At 71.5% G+C, this 16,165-nt stretch carries 12 protein-coding genes; 7 read left to right on the top strand and 5 right to left on the bottom strand.

The genetic code is table 11. The features are described 5' to 3' along the window. The first annotated feature begins 561 nt into the window (after positions 1-561). Positions 562-1,395 carry an HAD family hydrolase gene (locus tag ACZ6ZN_RS22570; RefSeq protein WP_451876242.1) on the top strand — a complete coding sequence of 278 codons (834 nt, stop codon included), beginning with the start codon at positions 562-564 and terminating at the stop codon, positions 1,393-1,395. Positions 1,396-1,744: 349 nt separating this feature from the next. Here the strand turns inward: ACZ6ZN_RS22570 and ACZ6ZN_RS22565 are convergent, their stop codons facing one another. Continuing rightward, the gene (locus tag ACZ6ZN_RS22565) at positions 1,745-2,566 is read right to left on the bottom strand and encodes a Fic family protein (protein WP_469648773.1); all 822 of its coding nucleotides are present in this window, start codon (positions 2,564-2,566) and stop codon (positions 1,745-1,747) included. A gap of 141 nt (positions 2,567-2,707) precedes the next feature. Next, positions 2,708-3,973 (bottom strand): polysaccharide deacetylase family protein, encoded by a 1,266-nt coding sequence (locus tag ACZ6ZN_RS22560; protein ID WP_469648771.1) that lies wholly within the window; start codon positions 3,971-3,973, stop codon positions 2,708-2,710. A gap of 293 nt (positions 3,974-4,266) precedes the next feature. On the opposite strand from ACZ6ZN_RS22560, the gene ACZ6ZN_RS22555 reads away from it, so the two are divergent. The 6 genes from ACZ6ZN_RS22555 (at position 4,267) to ACZ6ZN_RS22530 (ending at position 12,517) form a co-directional block, all read left to right on the top strand. Further along, positions 4,267-6,651: a bifunctional SulP family inorganic anion transporter/carbonic anhydrase gene (locus ACZ6ZN_RS22555; RefSeq protein WP_469648769.1), complete on the top strand. Its 2,385-nt coding sequence runs from the start codon at positions 4,267-4,269 to the stop codon at positions 6,649-6,651. 418 nt (positions 6,652-7,069) lie between these two features. Beyond that, the gene (gene acs, locus ACZ6ZN_RS22550) at positions 7,070-9,025 is read left to right on the top strand and encodes an acetate--CoA ligase (RefSeq protein ID WP_451876238.1); all 1,956 of its coding nucleotides are present in this window, start codon (positions 7,070-7,072) and stop codon (positions 9,023-9,025) included. Between the two features lie 199 nt (positions 9,026-9,224). Continuing rightward, entirely contained in the window at positions 9,225-10,661 is a 1,437-nt protein-coding gene (gene nhaA, locus ACZ6ZN_RS22545; protein WP_469648765.1) for a Na+/H+ antiporter NhaA, read from the top strand. A gap of 120 nt (positions 10,662-10,781) precedes the next feature. Further along, complete coding sequence (locus ACZ6ZN_RS22540) at positions 10,782-11,270, top strand: phage holin family protein (RefSeq protein WP_398108892.1); 489 nt, start codon at positions 10,782-10,784, stop codon at positions 11,268-11,270. Then, a complete protein-coding gene (locus ACZ6ZN_RS22535; protein ID WP_469648763.1) occupies positions 11,267-12,205 on the top strand; it encodes an alpha/beta fold hydrolase in 939 nt (312 codons plus the stop codon). The genes ACZ6ZN_RS22540 and ACZ6ZN_RS22535 overlap by 4 nt, the downstream gene beginning before the upstream one ends. Before the next feature lie 129 nt (positions 12,206-12,334). Beyond that, a complete protein-coding gene (locus ACZ6ZN_RS22530; protein ID WP_333932212.1) occupies positions 12,335-12,517 on the top strand; it encodes a hypothetical protein in 183 nt (60 codons plus the stop codon). A 44-nt stretch (positions 12,518-12,561) separates the two neighbouring features. Here ACZ6ZN_RS22530 and ACZ6ZN_RS22525 read toward each other — a convergent pair whose 3' ends face one another. The 3 genes from ACZ6ZN_RS22525 to nth form a co-directional block, all read right to left on the bottom strand. Continuing rightward, positions 12,562-13,761 (bottom strand): MarP family serine protease, encoded by a 1,200-nt coding sequence (locus ACZ6ZN_RS22525; protein WP_469648760.1) that lies wholly within the window; start codon positions 13,759-13,761, stop codon positions 12,562-12,564. Between the two features lie 13 nt (positions 13,762-13,774). Beyond that, positions 13,775-14,470: an NUDIX hydrolase gene (locus ACZ6ZN_RS22520; protein ID WP_398108895.1), complete on the bottom strand. Its 696-nt coding sequence runs from the start codon at positions 14,468-14,470 to the stop codon at positions 13,775-13,777. 211 nt (positions 14,471-14,681) lie between these two features. Next, a complete protein-coding gene (gene nth / locus ACZ6ZN_RS22515) occupies positions 14,682-15,758 on the bottom strand; it encodes an endonuclease III (protein WP_469648950.1) in 1,077 nt (358 codons plus the stop codon). Positions 15,759-16,165 lie beyond the last annotated feature (407 nt).

Genomic DNA, 16,165 nt, shown 5'->3' with positions numbered 1-16,165 from the left:
CTCACGGAGCCCTTGCGGCCCCGCGATTCCCAATACGCCGGGAGAACCGGCAACGTGGCCTCCCTCGGAACGGCCGACGCAAACCGGCCAAACGCCTCCCCGCAATCGCCGGGCGGCCAAGGAAGTCGCCGCGAGCGGGGTGCGCTGGAATCACGGTGCAGCGATCCCGGAAATCGTGTGGATCTTGGTGAAAAACTGTGGACGGCCCGGGGGTTGTGAATATCGCCGTCACCCAAACCGGTGAGGCCCGCAGACCCTCCGTGCGACTTCCACAGAGGAGTCCGACGGCTACACACAGTGACGATTCCATGGCGCGCCGAAGGAGCGGCCGCAGCCGCTGCGAGGCGGCGTCAAGGCCGCGCGAAGGAAGGAAAAACCCACCCGGACATGCGACGACCCCCGCCGGGGGGGAGAGCGGGGGTCGTCCCCACGGCCGACTCGGGGGGGGAGGAGTCGGGCCGGGTTAGCACGGTCGCGAACGATCCGTGACCTCCATGGTGTACCCGAGAGCCCTCTCAGGCAAACCCACGCGCCACACCTTACGCCGAATGGGCTGCCCCTATGCTCAAGGGCGTGGAAAACCACTCCTTGCCCCGCACAGCGGCCTTCTTTGACCTGGACAAGACGGTCATTGCGAAGTCGAGCACGCTCACCTTCAGCAAGTCGTTCTACCAAGGCGGTCTGATCAACCGCAGGGCCGTCTTGCGGACCGCGTACTCCCAGTTCGTCTTCCTGGCCGGCGGCGCCGACCACGAACAGATGGAGCGCATGCGCGCCTACCTGTCCGCACTGTGCCGCGGCTGGAACGTCCAGCAGGTCAAGGAGATCGTCGCCGAGACACTGCACGACCTGATCGACCCGATCATCTACGACGAGGCCGCCTCCCTCATCGAGGGGCATCACACCGCCGGCCGCGACGTGGTGATCGTGTCCACGTCGGGCGCGGAGGTGGTCGAGCCGATCGGCGAACTCCTCGGTGCCGACCGGGTGGTGGCCACCCGCATGGTCGTGGGCGAGGACGGCTGCTTCACCGGCGAGGTGGAGTACTACGCGTACGGCCCCACGAAGGCCGAGGCCGTCAGGGAGCTGGCCGAGTCCGAGGGGTACGACCTCAGCCGCTGCTACGCCTACAGCGACTCGGCCACGGATGTGCCGATGCTGGAGTCCGTCGGCCACCCCTACGCCGTGAACCCGGACCGCGCGCTGCGCCGCGAGGCCCTCGCGCGGGGCTGGCCGATCCTGGACTTCCACCGTCCGGTGCGGCTCAAGCAGCGCATGCCCGCCTTCTCGGTGCCACCGCGTCCGGCGCTCGTCGCGATCGCCGCGATAGGCGCGGCGGCGGCCACCGCGGGACTCGTCTGGTACGCCAGCCGGCGCCGGGCATCGGCCGCCTGATCGCCCCGCACGAACGCCCTGTTTGAACCTAAAAGTAAAGAACTGCGGCCCGGACTTCCGCTACCACCGGGTCAGGAGTACAAAGGATTCAACGGCCCGCGAGACCAAGGACATCCGAAAGGATCACCTTTACACGCATTTGGCCCCACGGACCGCGCATGAACACCGGGCACCCACGCGACGTCGACCCGTCGATTACGGGCCAGCCGCACCAGGTGACGGGCAAAGTCCCCGGCCTGATGGGCACATATCGAGGACGCTTGGTAACCCGATGGTCATGCCAGCGGCGGTACGAGTTCTCGTACCGCCGCATTTTCGTGTTCCGGACGTTCCGGCAGGGGCCGCGGCGTCACGCGGCTCCGCGCTGCAGTGCCTCGCACACCGCCGTCGACTCCCGGGCGCCCAGTTCGACCGCCCTGCCGCAGTGGGCGATCCATGCGGCCATGCCCTCGGGGGTACCGGAGACATAGCCGTCGAGCGCCTTCAGATAGGCGGCGCGGCCCAGTTCGCCGTGACCGACCTCGGCCGGGCAGACGGACTTCGGGTCCAGGCCGCTGCCGACCAGGACGATCCGCTCGGCGGTGCGCGCGACCAGGCCGTTGTGCGAGGTGAAGGGGCGCAGCGCCAGCAGTTCGCCGTGCACCACGGCCGCCGTGACCAGGGCGGGAGCGGAGCCGCCCGCGACGATCAGCTCGGCGAGTCCCTCCAGTCGGCCGTGCGTCTCGGCGGCGCCGGGCAGGGGCAGGCCGACCAGGGGTTCGTCGACCGGCTCGCCCTCCTGGCGGGGGCGGCCCACGTGGTCGGCCTGCTCGGCGGCCGCCACGAGGTGCAGCCGGGCCAGGACCCGCAGCGGTGACTGCCGCCAGATCGACAGCAGCTGGCCCGCCTCCGCGGTGAGCCGCAGCGCGGCGCCCACGGTGCGCGCCTCGGCGTCCCCGCTGAAGTCCGTCCGGCGGCGCACCTCCTCCAGGGCCCAGTCCGCACCCGACAGCGCGGCCGAGCCGCGGGCACCGCGCAGGGCCGCCTCGGAGGTGATCTCGTTGCTGCGCCGCCGCATGATCCGGTGCCCGTAGACCCGGTCCACGGCCTTGCGCACGGACTCCACGGAATCGGCCACGCCGGGCAGCGTGCCCAGGGCCGCGAGCGGATCGGTCGCACCTGCTGTACTCATGAGTACGACCCTACGCATCCCGCGGCCCCACCCTGCGGCGGAGTGGCCTTCTTCACGCGCGCGTGGGGGCCTTCCGTCGCTCCACTCGCGCGTGGAGCGACGGAAAGCCTCCGGAGGGCCTACGTGAGGCCTGCGTGCGGACTAGTCCCTGGCCGCCGGGGCGCCCGGTACGCCCTTCGGCGCCGGAGCCGGGCGGTTCGACAGGAAGGCCTCCCAGCCGCCCTTGGGCGCCTCCCCCACCCTCAGGGTGCGCAGCTTCTCCAGCGTCTTCGGGTCCTGCGCGTCCAGCCAGTCCGCGAGCTGGCGGAACGAGACGCAGCGCACCTCCTGCTTGGTGCAGACGGTCTCGATGACCTCCTCGACGGCCCGCATGTAGGTGCCGCCGTTCCAGGACTCGAAGTGGTTGCCGATGATCAGGGGCGCGCGGTTGCCGTCGTACGCCCTCTGGAAACCCGCGAGGAGGCCGTCGCGCATCTGGTCGCCCCAGAAGTCGTGCATGGCGGGGTTGCCCTGGGTCTTGGTGCCCGACTGGTTGACCATGAAGTTGTAGTCCATGGTGAGCTGCTCGAAGGAGTGGCCGGGGAACGGCACGAGCTGCATGGACAGGTCCCACAGGCCCTGCTTCCGCTTGGGCCAGACCTGGTCGTTGACGCCGCTGGTGTCGTAGCGGAAGCCCAGGTCGCGGGCGGCCCGCATGAAGTTGTGCTGGCCCTCGAGGCAGGGGGTGCGGGCGCCGATCAGTTCCTTGTCGTAGTCGAAGGGCAGCGGGGCCGCGTCCTTCATGCCGGTGCTGGTCTTCCAGGTCTTCACGAACTGCTTGGCCTGGGAGATCTCGTCCTTCCAGTCGTCGACCGACCACTCGCCGACTCCCCCGCCGCTGCCGCAGAAGTGGCCGTTGAAGTGGGTGCCGATCTCGTTGCCCTCCAGCCACGCCAGGCGCAGCTGCTTCGCGGTGGCGGCGATACCGCTGCGGTCGTTGAAGCCGATGTCGGAGCGGCCCGGGGAGTGCTGGGGCGGCCGGTACCGGTCGCGCTTCTCCTCGGGCAGCATGTACACGCCGCTCAGGAAGTACGTCATGGTCGCCTTGTTCTCCTTGGCGACCTTGCGGAAGTGCGAGAACAGCTTCTGGCTGTCCTCACCGGCGCCGTCCCAGGAGAAGACGACGAACTGCGGCGGCTTCTGGCCCGGGCGCAGCCGCTCGGGGGTGGGCAGGTGCGGCTGGGCGCCGGTGTAGGCGGTGGAGCCGTCCCCGATCAGGCGGACCATGCTCTTCGGCGCCTGGGCGGGCTTCGCCTTGGACGGTTCGGGGTTGCTTTGCCGGGGGGTGCCGGTCCCGCAACCGGCGAGCGATGCGGCGCAGACCGCGGCGATCACGGAGCACGCGGCGATCCTGTGGGTGGCGGCCATGTTCCGCCCACCTTCTTCCTTCTCTCGGGTGCCGACAGCGCCGCCAAATTCGCACGACCCGGAGAAGGAATTAGTACGACAAGCCGATCAAATATCCACGCCACTCTTCCGGATGATGCATTCACCCATTTGCCCGGAAAGTCTATGCCCTGCCTTTACTCTGCATTACGATCCGTTTACCGAGCGTTGATTCATCCCGCCGATTCACGCCGTGACCCAACGGCCGCGACCGACCCCGCTGGAGCGGGGACACCAGTCATGCGACCGCGCAGCCCCGGAGGAGACGGGAACCCATGTCAGCCTGCGTCCCCACCCGCGCCGCCGACCCGAACCGGACCGAGCGCACCCATCCACCCCACAGTCCGCCGCCCACCGGCCCTCGCCGCTACCGGATCGCGGGAGCCGACGTGTCGGCCTCGATCGCGGTCTTCCTGATCGCCCTGCCCCTGTCCCTGGGCATCGCCCTCGCCACCGGCGCCCCCCTCCAGGCCGGCCTCGTCGCCGCCGCCGTGGGCGGGCTGGTCGTCGGCCGGCTCGGCGGGTCCGCGCTCCAGGTGAGCGGACCGGCCGCCGGCCTCACCGTCGTCACCGCCGACCTCATCCAGCGCTACGGCTGGCGGACGACCTGCGCCATCACCGTCCTCGCGGGGCTCGCCCAACTCGGTCTGGGCTGCCTGCGCGTGGCCCGGGGCGCCCTCGCCGTCAGCCCCGCCATCGTGCACGGCATGCTCGCCGGGATCGGCGTCACCATCGCCGTCGCCCAGCTCCACATCGTGCTCGGCGGCACTCCGCAGAGCTCCGTGCCCGACAACCTGCGTGCCCTGCCCGCACAGTTGGCGGACATGCGCCCGGCGTCGGTGTCGGTGAGCGTGCTCACCCTGACCCTGCTGCTGCTCTGGCCGAGACTGCCCGGCCGGGCCGGCCGGGTGCTGCGCAAGGTCCCGGCCGCGCTCGTGGCCGTCGCGGGGGCCACCGCGGTCGCCACGCTCACGGGCCTGCGCCTGCCCAAGGTGGACCTGCCGTCCTGGAGCAACCACGCGCTGGCCGGGCTCCCCGAGGGCCCCGTCCTGGGCCTGGTGGCCGCCGTGCTCACGACGACCCTGGTGTGCAGCGTGCAGTCGCTGCTCGGCGCGGTCGCCGTGGACAAGCTGGTGGCCGGCCGCCCGGGCCTGCCCGCCCGGGTCGGACGCTCCGACCTCGACCGCGAACTGCTCGGCCAGGGAGCCGCCAACATCGTCTCCGGCTCGCTCGGCGGTCTGCCCATCGCCGGTGTCGCGGTGCGCAGTACGGCGAATGTGCACGCGGGAGCGGTGAGCCGGAACTCCACGATGCTGCACGGCGTTCTCGTGGTGTTCGCCACCCTGCTGATGGTCCCGATCCTGGAGTTCATCCCCCTCGCCTCGCTCGCCGCCCTGGTGATGGCCGTCGGCATCCAGATGGTGTCCCTGAACCACATCCGCACGGTGACCCGCCACCGGGAGGTGTGGGTCTACGCCGTGACGACCCTCGGCGTGGTGCTCCTCGGTGTCCTCCAGGGCGTGGCGCTGGGGATCGCCATGGCCGTCGGTGTCGCCCTGCACCGCCTCACCCGCACCCGCATCACGCACGAGGAGAGGGAAGGAGTCCATCACGTCCACGTCCGAGGTCAGTTGACGTTCCTCGCCGTGCCGCGGCTCAGCCGCGCCCTGCACCTCGTGCCGCACGGCGCCGACGCCGTCGTCGAGCTGGACGGGTCGTTCATGGACCACGCCGCGTACGAGACGTTGCAGGACTGGCAGAAGACGCACACCTCGCAGGGCGGCGGCGTGGAGATCACCGGACGCCACCCCGGCATCCGCATCTCCGAGCCCCAGGACTTCACCGGCTGCCGCTGCCGGCCCTGGACGCCCTGGCGCAATCACCAGTGCGACCGCCCCGAGTCCGCCGCCCAGGAGCGCGAGCGGGGCCCGTCGGGGAGGACGGACGGTTCCGAGCCGGCGCCGTCGGATGCGATGGGCCAGAGTGGGGGCAGCGGGGACGAACTGGCGCGCGGCATCAGCGCGTTCCAGCGCAACACCGCACCCCTGGTGCGCAGCGAGCTGGCCCGGCTGGCGCGTGAGGGACAGCGGCCTTCGCAGCTCTTCCTGACCTGCGCCGACTCCCGGCTGGTCACGTCGATGATCACCTCCAGTGGCCCGGGTGACCTGTTCGTGGTGCGCAACGTGGGCAACCTCGTCCCCCGCCCGGGCGAGGAGAGCGGCGACGACTCGGTGGCCGCGGCGATCGAGTACGCCGTGGACGTCCTGGGCGTGCGCTCCATCACCGTGTGCGGGCACTCGGGATGCGGGGCCATGCAGGCCCTGCTCGGTGCCGAGCCCGGCGGTGGACGGACCCCGTTGCAGCGGTGGCTGCGGCACGGTATGCCGAGCCTGGAGCGGATGGGCGACGGCAGCCGGCCCTGGAGCAGACTGGCCGGCCGGATGCCCGCGGACGCGGTCGAGCAGCTGTGCCTGACCAACGTCGTCCAGCAGCTGGAGCATCTGCGCGCACACGAGTCGGTGGCCCGGGCCCTGGAGAAGGGGGCGCTGGAGTTGCAGGGCATGTACTTCCACGTGGGCGAGGCGGAGGCGTACCTGCTCACCGAGACGGAGGCCGGTGGCGTCTTCGACCGCGTACGGGAGGCGGACGTGACGGCGTGAACCCGTCGGCGCGTCGAGCGGGCAGGGCGTGCGGCCGCATGGCGGGCGCGGCCGCACGCCCTGCCCCGCCGCGCCCGGCGCCCCTGCACCCCGCGCCTCCGCGTCCCCGCGCTCCGGCACCCCGACACCCCGACACCCCCGCGCCCCGGCACCCCAGCACCCCCGCACCCCAGCACCCCCGCGCCCCCGCGCCCCCGCGCCCCGGCATCCCGGCATCCCGGCACCCGCGCAGCGAACCCCCGCGTGAACTTTCCCTGGTCGGCGTCCGTGGGTACGGATGACCCCGGTCCCCGGCAGCACCGCCACCAGCACCGTCGACAGGTCTAAACCAATCGGCGGTCGGCCCTTGTCAGCGCACCCCCGGGTCTGATGAGCTGTGGCTTGGGACACAACGGACACCCTGGGAAAGGCAGATGCCGTGAGCAACGAAAGCCTGGCCAACCTCCTGAAGGAGGAGCGACGCTTCTCGCCCCCCGCCGACCTGGCCGCGAACGCCAACGTCACCGCGGAGGCGTACGAACAGGCCAAGGCTGACAGGCTCGGCTTCTGGGCCGAGCAGGCCCGCCGGCTGACCTGGGCCAAGGAGTTCACCGAGATCCTCGACTGGTCGAACCCGCCGTTCGCCAAGTGGTTCAAGGACGGCGAGCTCAACGTCGCCTACAACTGCGTCGACCGGCACGTCGAGGCCGGGCACGGCGACCGGGTCGCCATCCACTTCGAGGGCGAGCCCGGCGACAGCCGCGCCATCACCTACGCCGAGCTCAAGGACGAGGTCTCCAAGGCGGCCAACGCGCTGCTGGAGCTCGGTGTCCAGGCCGGGGACCGGGTCGCGGTCTACATGCCGATGATCCCCGAGACGGCGATCGCCATGCTGGCCTGCGCCCGCATCGGCGCCGCGCACTCGGTCGTGTTCGGCGGCTTCTCCTCCGACGCCCTCGCCACCCGCATCCAGGACGCCGACGCGCGCGTGGTCATCACCTCCGACGGCGGCTACCGCCGCGGCAAGCCGTCCGCGCTCAAGCCGGCCGTGGACGAGGCCGTCGAGAAGGCGGGCAACGTCGAGCACGTCCTGGTCGTGCGCCGCACGGGCCAGGAGGTCGCCTTCACCGAGGGCCGCGACGTGTGGTGGCACGAGCTCGTGGAGCGGCAGAGCGCCGAGCACGCCCCGCAGGCGTTCAACGCCGAGCACCCGCTGTTCATCCTCTACACCTCGGGCACCACGGGGAAGCCGAAGGGCATCCTGCACACCTCCGGCGGCTACCTCACCCAGACCGCCTACACCCACCACGCCGTCTTCGACCTCAAGCCGGAGACCGACGTCTACTGGTGCACCGCCGACGTCGGCTGGGTCACCGGCCACTCGTACATCGTCTACGGCCCGCTGGCCAACGGCGCGACGCAGGTCATGTACGAGGGCACGCCCGACACCCCGCACCAGGGCCGCTTCTGGGAGATCGTCCAGAAGTACGGCGTGACGATCCTCTACACCGCGCCGACCGCGATCCGCACGTTCATGAAGTGGGGCGACGACATCCCCGCCAAGTTCGACCTGTCCAGCCTGCGCGTGCTGGGCTCGGTGGGCGAGCCGATCAACCCCGAGGCGTGGGTCTGGTACCGCAAGAACATCGGCGGCGACCGCACCCCGGTCGTCGACACCTGGTGGCAGACCGAGACCGGCTCGATGATGATCACCCCGCTGCCCGGCGTCACCGCGACCAAGCCCGGCTCGGCGCAGACGCCACTGCCCGGCATCTCCGCGACGGTCGTCGACGACGAGGCCAACGAGGTGCCGAACGGCGGGGGCGGCTACCTGGTGCTCACCGAGCCCTGGCCGTCGATGCTGCGCACCATCTGGGGCGACGACCAGCGGTTCCTCGACACCTACTGGTCGCGCTTCGAGGGCAAGTACTTCGCCGGTGACGGCGCCAAGAAGGACGACGACGGCGACATCTGGCTGCTGGGCCGGGTGGACGACGTCATGCTCGTCTCCGGGCACAACATCTCCACCACCGAGGTCGAGTCCGCGCTGGTGTCGCACCCCTCGGTCGCCGAGGCGGCCGTGGTCGGCGCGGCGGACGAGACGACCGGGCAGGCGATCGTCGCGTTCGTGATCCTGCGCGGTACGGCCGCCGAGACCGAGGACCTGGTCGGCGAGCTGCGCACGCACGTCGGCAACACCCTCGGCCCGATCGCCAAGCCCAAGCGGATCCTGCCCGTGGCCGAGCTGCCCAAGACGCGCTCCGGCAAGATCATGCGCCGGCTGCTGCGGGACGTCGCCGAGAACCGCCAGCTGGGTGACGTGACCACGTTGACGGACTCCACGGTCATGGACCTCATCCAGGCCAAGCTGCCGGCGGCGCCCAGCGAGGACTGACCGCACGCGGGCATGGCACAGGCCGCGGAGGGCACCCGGTGAGCGGTACGCCGGGTGCCCTCCGCGCGCCTCCGCCGCAGATCAAGGGATGCGGGCGACCACTCCCTTAGCTAAACTAATAAGTACAAGTGCTCCATGGTGCGCCGGGAAGTCTGGTCGGCATGTGCTCCGTCCTGCCCACCTCCCGGAGGTTCTGCTCGTGACTGCGCCCCGCCCCACCACCACCCGCAAGGTCCTCAGCCGGCTGTCCCTGCCCGAGCGGACCTACGTGGCGGACGCGCTGCGCACCGAGACCGTGGGCGGCGTGCTGCTCCTCGTCGCCGCCGTCGCCGCGCTGCTCTGGGCGAACATCCCGGGCCTGCACGGCAGCTACGACAGCGTCTCCGACTTCCACTTCGGCCCCGCCGCCCTCGGACTCGATCTCTCGGTCGCGCACTGGGCCGCCGACGGGCTGCTCGCGGTCTTCTTCTTCGTCGCCGGCATCGAACTCAAACGCGAACTCGTCGCGGGCGATCTGCGCGATCCCAAGGCGGCCGCGCTCCCGGTCGTCGCCGCGCTGTGCGGCATGGCCGTACCCGCGCTCGTGTACACGCTCACCAACCTCGGCGGGGGCGGCTCGCTGGCGGGCTGGGCGGTGCCGACCGCCACGGACATCGCCTTCGCCCTCGCCGTGCTGGCGGTCATCGGCACGTCGCTGCCCAGCGCACTGCGCGCCTTCCTGCTCACACTGGCCGTGGTCGACGACCTCTTCGCCATCCTGATCATCGCGGTGTTCTTCACCGACAGCCTCGACTTCGCCGCGCTCGGCGGTGCCGTCGCCGGGCTGGCCGTATTCTGGCTGCTGCTGCGCACCGGAGTGCGCGGCTGGTACGTGTACGTGCCGCTCGCGCTAGTGATCTGGGCGCTGATGTACAACAGCGGCGTCCACGCCACCATCGCCGGTGTCGCCATGGGCCTGATGCTGCGCTGCCACCGCCGCGAGGGCGAGGAGGTCTCCCCCGGCGAGCACATCGAACACCTCGTGCGGCCCCTGTCGGCGGGGCTGGCCGTGCCGCTGTTCGCGTTGTTCAGCGCGGGCGTCTCCGTCTCGGGCGGGGCCCTCGCGGACGTGTTCACCCAGCCGGAGACGCTCGGGGTCGTCCTCGGCCTGGTGGTCGGCAAGGCCCTCGGCATCTTCGGCGGCACCTGGCTGACGGCCCGTTTCACCCGGGCCTCGCTCAGCGACGAACTCGCCTGGGCGGACGTGTTCGCCGTGTCGAGCCTCGCCGGCATCGGCTTCACCGTCTCCCTGCTCATCGGCGAACTCGCCTTCGAGAACAACGAGGCGATGACCGGCGAGGTCAAGGCGGCCGTGCTGATCGGGTCGCTCGTCGCCGCGACACTCGCCACCGTGCTGCTGAAGATACGGAACGCCAAGTACCGCAGCCTGTGCGAGAACGAGGACCGCGACGAGGACGCCGACGGCATCCCCGACGTCTACGAGGAGGACGACCCGGCCTACCACCTGCGGCTCGCCGACATCTACGAGCGCAAGGCCGCCGAGCACCGCCGGATCGCCCAGGAGAAGGCGGCCGCGCGCCACGAGCTTGCCGAAGTGCCGGGCGGGGCAGGCGAGGACCACCACCGTCCGGCATGATCTGACGAGACGGTACAAAAGACGGGACCGTACGCAGTCGGGCCGGACGCAGCGGACGACCGTGTGCGGGTCCGGCAGGAGTAGCGGAAATCGGACCGTACGCGAAAGAGGGAGACCGCGATGAGCGCACCCGACGGCAGCCCGGTCGGCGCCGAACGCAGCATCGGCCAGCTGTTCGCCACGGCGACAGCGGACATGTCGGCGCTGGTGCACGACGAGATCGCGCTGGCGAAGGCGCAGCTCAAGCAGGACGTCAAGCGCGGCGCGACCAGTGGCGGTGCCTTCTCGCTGGCCGGCGCCGTCCTGGTGTTCTCCCTGCCGATGTTGAACTTCGCGCTGGCGTACGGCATCCGGACCTGGTCGGACTGGAACCTCGCCGTCTGCTTCCTGCTGTCCTTCGCCGCGAACGTGCTGGTGGCGGGCGGGCTGGCGCTGATCGGCGTGGTCTTCGCGAAGAAGGCCAAGAAGAGCAAGGGCCCGCAGAAGGTCGCCGCGTCGATGAAGGAGAGCGCGGTCGTCCTGCAGAACGCCAAGCCGCACCCGCGTCCCGAGCTCCCGAAGGACCGGGTCCCCGAGGCCATCGAGGCTGTGGCACGCTCGTCGTCATGACGGACCCCGCCCCGCCCCCGGCTCCCTCGGCCTCGGCCGTCCTCCTGGACGGCCCCTGGAGCCACCGCGACGTCGCCGCCAACGGCGCCCGCTTCCACATCGCCGAGCTGGGCGACGGGCCGCTGGTGCTGCTGCTGCACGGGTTCCCGCAGTTCTGGTGGACCTGGCGGCACCAGCTGGTGGCGCTCGCCGACGCGGGGTTCCGGGCCGTGGCCATGGACCTGCGGGGCGTCGGGGGCAGCGACCGCACACCGCGCGGCTACGACCCCGCCAACCTCGCGCTCGACGTCACCGGCGTCATCCGCTCCCTCGGCGAGTCCGACGCCGCGCTGGTCGGCCACGACCTGGGCGGATACCTCGCCTGGACGGCCGCCGCGATGCGCCCCAAGCTGGTGCGGCGGCTGGCGGTCGCCTCGATGCCCCATCCGCGGCGCTGGCGCGCCGCCATGCTGCGCGACGTCAAGCAGACCCGTGCCGGTTCACACATCTGGGGGTTCCAGCGCCCCTGGATCCCCGAGCGGCAGCTCACCGCCGACGACGGGGCGCTGGTCGGGGAGCTGATCCGCGACTGGTCCGGGCCGCGCCCGCCCGAGGACGAGGCGCTGGAGAACTACGGCCGCGCCCTGTGCATCCCCTCCGCGGCGCACTGCGCCGTCGAGCCGTACCGCTGGATGGTGCGCTCCCTGGCCCGGCCGGACGGCATCCAGTTCAACCGCCGGATGAAGCGGCCCGTGCGGGTGCCGACGCTGCACCTGCACGGCTCGCTCGACCCCGTGATGCGCACGCGCAGCGCGGCCGGCTCCGGGGAGTACGTCGAAGCCCCGTACCGCTGGCGCCTGTTCGACGGCCTCGGTCACTTCCCGCACGAGGAGGACCCGGTCGCGTTCTCGGCGGAACTCATCAACTGGCTGCGGGATCCCGAACCCGACCGGTGACCGCCGGGTGGCGCCCGGTACGCGCGGATCTGAACGCGTGTCCGACGAACGGCCACTTGCCCGGCGCATAGGCCAATTGGCCGCCGCCGAAGCGGTTATGGACCATGGGGCGGGGGCACACGTCCGGGTATGGGCTGGACGCACGACTACAGTGACGCAACCCGCAGTCGCCGCTCGGCGAGCGGTACGAACCCCTACCGGCGCAGCGGCGCACCGCAGATGGTGACCGCCGACCCCCGGGTGGGAATCCCGCGCATCCTCCGCCGGCGGGCCCGGTGGGTCTCCGTACGCCTGCGTCACCCACGTGACTGAGTTGTCACTCGCGTGAGTGACAACCCGGCTGTTCCATCGGGCGTCTAGAGTGCGCAGCTGTCGCTGTCCACCTGCTGGTCGGCGGTGCGCCCCTTGGTGATGTCCTCGCGGATCTCGTCCACGGTGAGCGCGTACCCCGTCTCGGCGTCGTCGAGGCTCTTGGCGAAGACCACGCCGTAGACCTTGCCGCCGGGGGTGAGCAGCGGGCCGCCGGAGTTGCCCTGGCGGACGGTCGCGTACAGGGAGTAGACGTCGCGGCGGACCGTGCCGCGGTGGTAGATGTCCGGGCCGTTGGCCGTGATGCGTCCGCGCACGCGCGCGGCCCGCACGTCGTACGCCCCGTTCTCCGGGAAGCCCGCGACGATGGCGCCGTCGCCGCTGGTCGCGTCCTTGTCGGTGAAGCGCAGCACGGGCGCGTCCAGGTCCGGCACGTCCAGGACGGCGATGTCGCGCCGCCAGTCGTAGAGCACGACCTCGGCGTCGTACTTCCGGCCCTCGCCGCCTATCTGCACGGTCGGCTCGTCGACGCCGCCCACCACGTGCGCGTTGGTCATGACCCGGCGGTCGGCGAAGACGAAGCCGGTGCCCTCCAGGACCTTCCCGCAGTCGGGGGCCGTGCCCATCACCTTGACGATGGAGCGCTGGGCGCGGGCGGCCACCGGGCTGTGGGCCAGCGCCGGGTCGGGCGGCCGGACGTCGGTGATCGGCTCGTTGGAGAACGGGCTGAAGACCTGCGGGAAGCCGTTCTGCGCGAGGACGGAGGAGAAGTCCGCGAACCAGGTGGCCGCCTGGTCGGGCAGCGCCTGCGAGACGCCCAGCAGCACCTTGGAGCTGCGGACCTCCTTGCCGAGCGTGGGCAGGGTGGTGCCCGCGAGGGCCGAGCCGATCAGCCACGCGACCAGGAGCATCGCCACGACGTTGACCAGGGCGCCGCCCGTGGCGTCCAGCGCCCGGGCCGGGGACCAGGTGATGTGCCGGCGCAGCTTGTTGCCGAGGTGGGTGGTCAGGGCCTGTCCGACGGAGGCGCAGACGATGACCACGACGACCGCGACGACGGCGGCGGTCGTGCTCACCTCCGCCTTGTCCGTCATCGCGTCCCAGATGACGGGCAGCACGTAGACCGCGACGAGGCCACCGCCCAGGAAGCCGATCACCGACAGGATGCCGACGACGAACCCCTGGCGGTATCCCACGACCGCGAACCACACGGCGGCGACCAGCAACAAGATGTCCAGCACGTTCACGGAGGCCACCCTGTCATGCGCGCCAGTCGAGCGGGACCTGCTTCTCCCGGTCCCAGGGCCGCTCCCAGCCCGCGAAGTGCATCAGCCGGTCGATGATGCCGGCCGTGAAGCCCCAGACGAGGGCCGATTCGACCATGAATGCCGGACCTCGGTGACCGCTGGGGTGGACGGCCGTGGCCCGGTTCGCCGGATCCGTGAGATCGGCCACGGGGACGGTGAAGACCCGGGCGGTCTCGTTCGGGTCGACCACCCCGACCGGGCTCGGCACCCTCCACCAGCCCAGCACGGGCGTGACGACGAAGCCGCTGACCGGGATGTACAGCCGGGGCAGGACACCGAACAGCTGGACGCCGGAAGGGTCGAGGCCGGTCTCCTCCTCGGCCTCGCGCAGAGCGGCCCGCAGCGGGCCGTCACCGGCCGGGTCGCCGTCCTCGGGGTCCAGCGCGCCCCCCGGGAAGGAGGGCTGACCGGCGTGCGAGCGCAGGGAGCTGGCCCGCTCCATGAGCAGCAGCTCGGGGCCGCGCTCGCCCTCCCCGAACAGGATGAGCACGGCGGACTGGCGTCCCGCGCCGTCCTCGGGCGGCAGGAAGCGGCTCAACTGCTGCGGCCGGACCGTCTCGACCGCGCGCACCACGGGGTCCAGCCAGCCGGGCAGGTCCTCCTTGCTCACCGTCACCGGCCCGCCCTGCGTCTCACTCGCCCGCGTCATCGCCACCCCCGTCGTCCTGCCGCTTCCAACGCCCGGCGCCCGGCGGATCGTTCCGCGGACGGCCCTGTTCCACCGATCGAGGAGCTCGCGTGGGGGTGGACAGCGGCGCGTGAGGAGGCCGGGCACGCCCCCAAGCTGCCCGGGCCCGCGGGCCGGCGGGACCGGCGGGACCGGCGGGGGTACGGGCGGCGGTACGGGCGGTGCGGGCGAATCATCCGGCCCCCAGCGGCGGCGCCGGTGTGCCGCCCGCGTCCAGGTAGGACTGCGGGGGCCGCAGCCGCTGGCCCGGGAAGCCGCCCTTCTCGTACTTGAGGAGCTTCTTCGCCTTCTCCGGGTCCGTCTCTCCCTCGCCGTAGGCCGGGCACAGCGGGGCGATCGGGCAGGCGCCGCAGGCCGGTTTGCGGGCGTGGCAGATCCGGCGGCCGTGCCAGATGACGTGGTGCGACAGGTCCGTCCAGTCGCTCTTGGGGAAGAGCGCGCCGACGGCGGCCTCGATCTTGTCCGGGTCGGTCTCGGCGGTCCACCGCCAGCGGCGCACCAGCCGCTGGAAGTGCGTGTCGACGGTGATGCCGGGCCGCCCGAAGGCGTTGCCGAGCACGACGAACGCCGTCTTGCGGCCGACCCCGGGCAGCTTGACCAGGTCCTCCAGTCGGCCGGGCACCTCCCCGCCGAACTCCTCCACCAGGGCCTTCGACAGCCCTATGACCGACTTGGTCTTGGCCCGGAAGAAGCCGGTCGGGCGCAGGATCTCCTCGACCTCCTCGGGGTTGGCGGCGGCCAGGTCCTCCGGGGTGGGGTACCTGGCGAACAGCGCGGGGGTGGTCTGGTTGACGCGCAGGTCCGTGGTCTGCGCCGACAGGACGGTGGCGACGACGAGTTGGAAGGGGTTGTCGAAGTCCAGCTCGGGGTGGGCGTACGGGTAGACCTCGGCCAGCTCGCGGTTGATACGGCGGGCGCGGCGGACCAGGGCCGTGCGCGACTCGTCGCCCGGCGGGTGGACGACCGTTCTGGCGGGAGCGGTGTCCTTGACCCGGGCGGTGGCCTTCTTGGGCGCGACGGCGACCTTCTTGGCGGCCGGCGCCTTCTTCACGGCGGCGGTCTTCCCGGCAGCGGCCGTCTTGGCAGGGGCCTTCGTGGCGGTCTTCTTCGCGGCGGCCTTCCCGGCACCGGCCGTCTCGGCACCGGTCTTGGCAGCGGCCTTCCCGGCACCGGCCGTCTTGGCAGGGACCTTCTTGGCAGGGGCCTTCTTGGCAGGGGCCTTCTTGGCTGCCGAGGTCTTCTCCGCCACCGGTGCCTGCTCCTTCTTCGCGGTACGCGTCGCCCTCTTCGCGGGCGCCGCTCCCTTCGCCGCGGACGTCGTCTCCGCCGAGGCCGCCGCCGTCTTCCTCACCGCCGCCTCCTCTGTCGCTTTCGCCGTTTTCCTACCGCCATCGGGGCTCTGTTCGCCCACAGCGGAATCGCGACGTACAACCACCCGCGCAGCCCCCTCGGCCTGTGCTCTCACCGGCGATTTGGACACCCGGCCAGCCTAAGGCGTGGCACTGTCGCCCGCCCCGGCCCCCGAAGATCGGCGCCCAATTGGACCCCTGCCGCGTACCCCGGGACACGTGTACGGCATCCTTGTGACAGATCACACTGTTTGGACCGTCCGGCAAAATGGGCACCACGGTCCCCTGGTACGCAGGGGAGCAAGAT

The sequence above is a fragment of the Streptomyces sp. NPDC053665 genome (assembly GCF_055585285.1).
Note: the sequence above shows the minus strand (reverse complement) of the source record. Positions and strands in the feature narration are given on the sequence as shown.

Coding starts and splice junctions, on each gene's coding strand:
- ACZ6ZN_RS22535 (WP_469648763.1), top strand. CDS start 11,267: ATGACGGACCCCGCCCCGCCCCCGGCTCCCTCGGCCTCGGCCGTCCTC.
- ACZ6ZN_RS22530 (WP_333932212.1), top strand. CDS start 12,335: ATGGGCTGGACGCACGACTACAGTGACGCAACCCGCAGTCGCCGCTCG.
- ACZ6ZN_RS22520 (WP_398108895.1), bottom strand. CDS start 14,470: ATGACGCGGGCGAGTGAGACGCAGGGCGGGCCGGTGACGGTGAGCAAG.
- ACZ6ZN_RS22570 (WP_451876242.1), top strand. CDS start 562: ATGCTCAAGGGCGTGGAAAACCACTCCTTGCCCCGCACAGCGGCCTTC.
- ACZ6ZN_RS22555 (WP_469648769.1), top strand. CDS start 4,267: ATGTCAGCCTGCGTCCCCACCCGCGCCGCCGACCCGAACCGGACCGAG.
- ACZ6ZN_RS22565 (WP_469648773.1), bottom strand. CDS start 2,566: ATGAGTACAGCAGGTGCGACCGATCCGCTCGCGGCCCTGGGCACGCTG.
- ACZ6ZN_RS22540 (WP_398108892.1), top strand. CDS start 10,782: ATGAGCGCACCCGACGGCAGCCCGGTCGGCGCCGAACGCAGCATCGGC.
- ACZ6ZN_RS22560 (WP_469648771.1), bottom strand. CDS start 3,973: ATGGCCGCCACCCACAGGATCGCCGCGTGCTCCGTGATCGCCGCGGTC.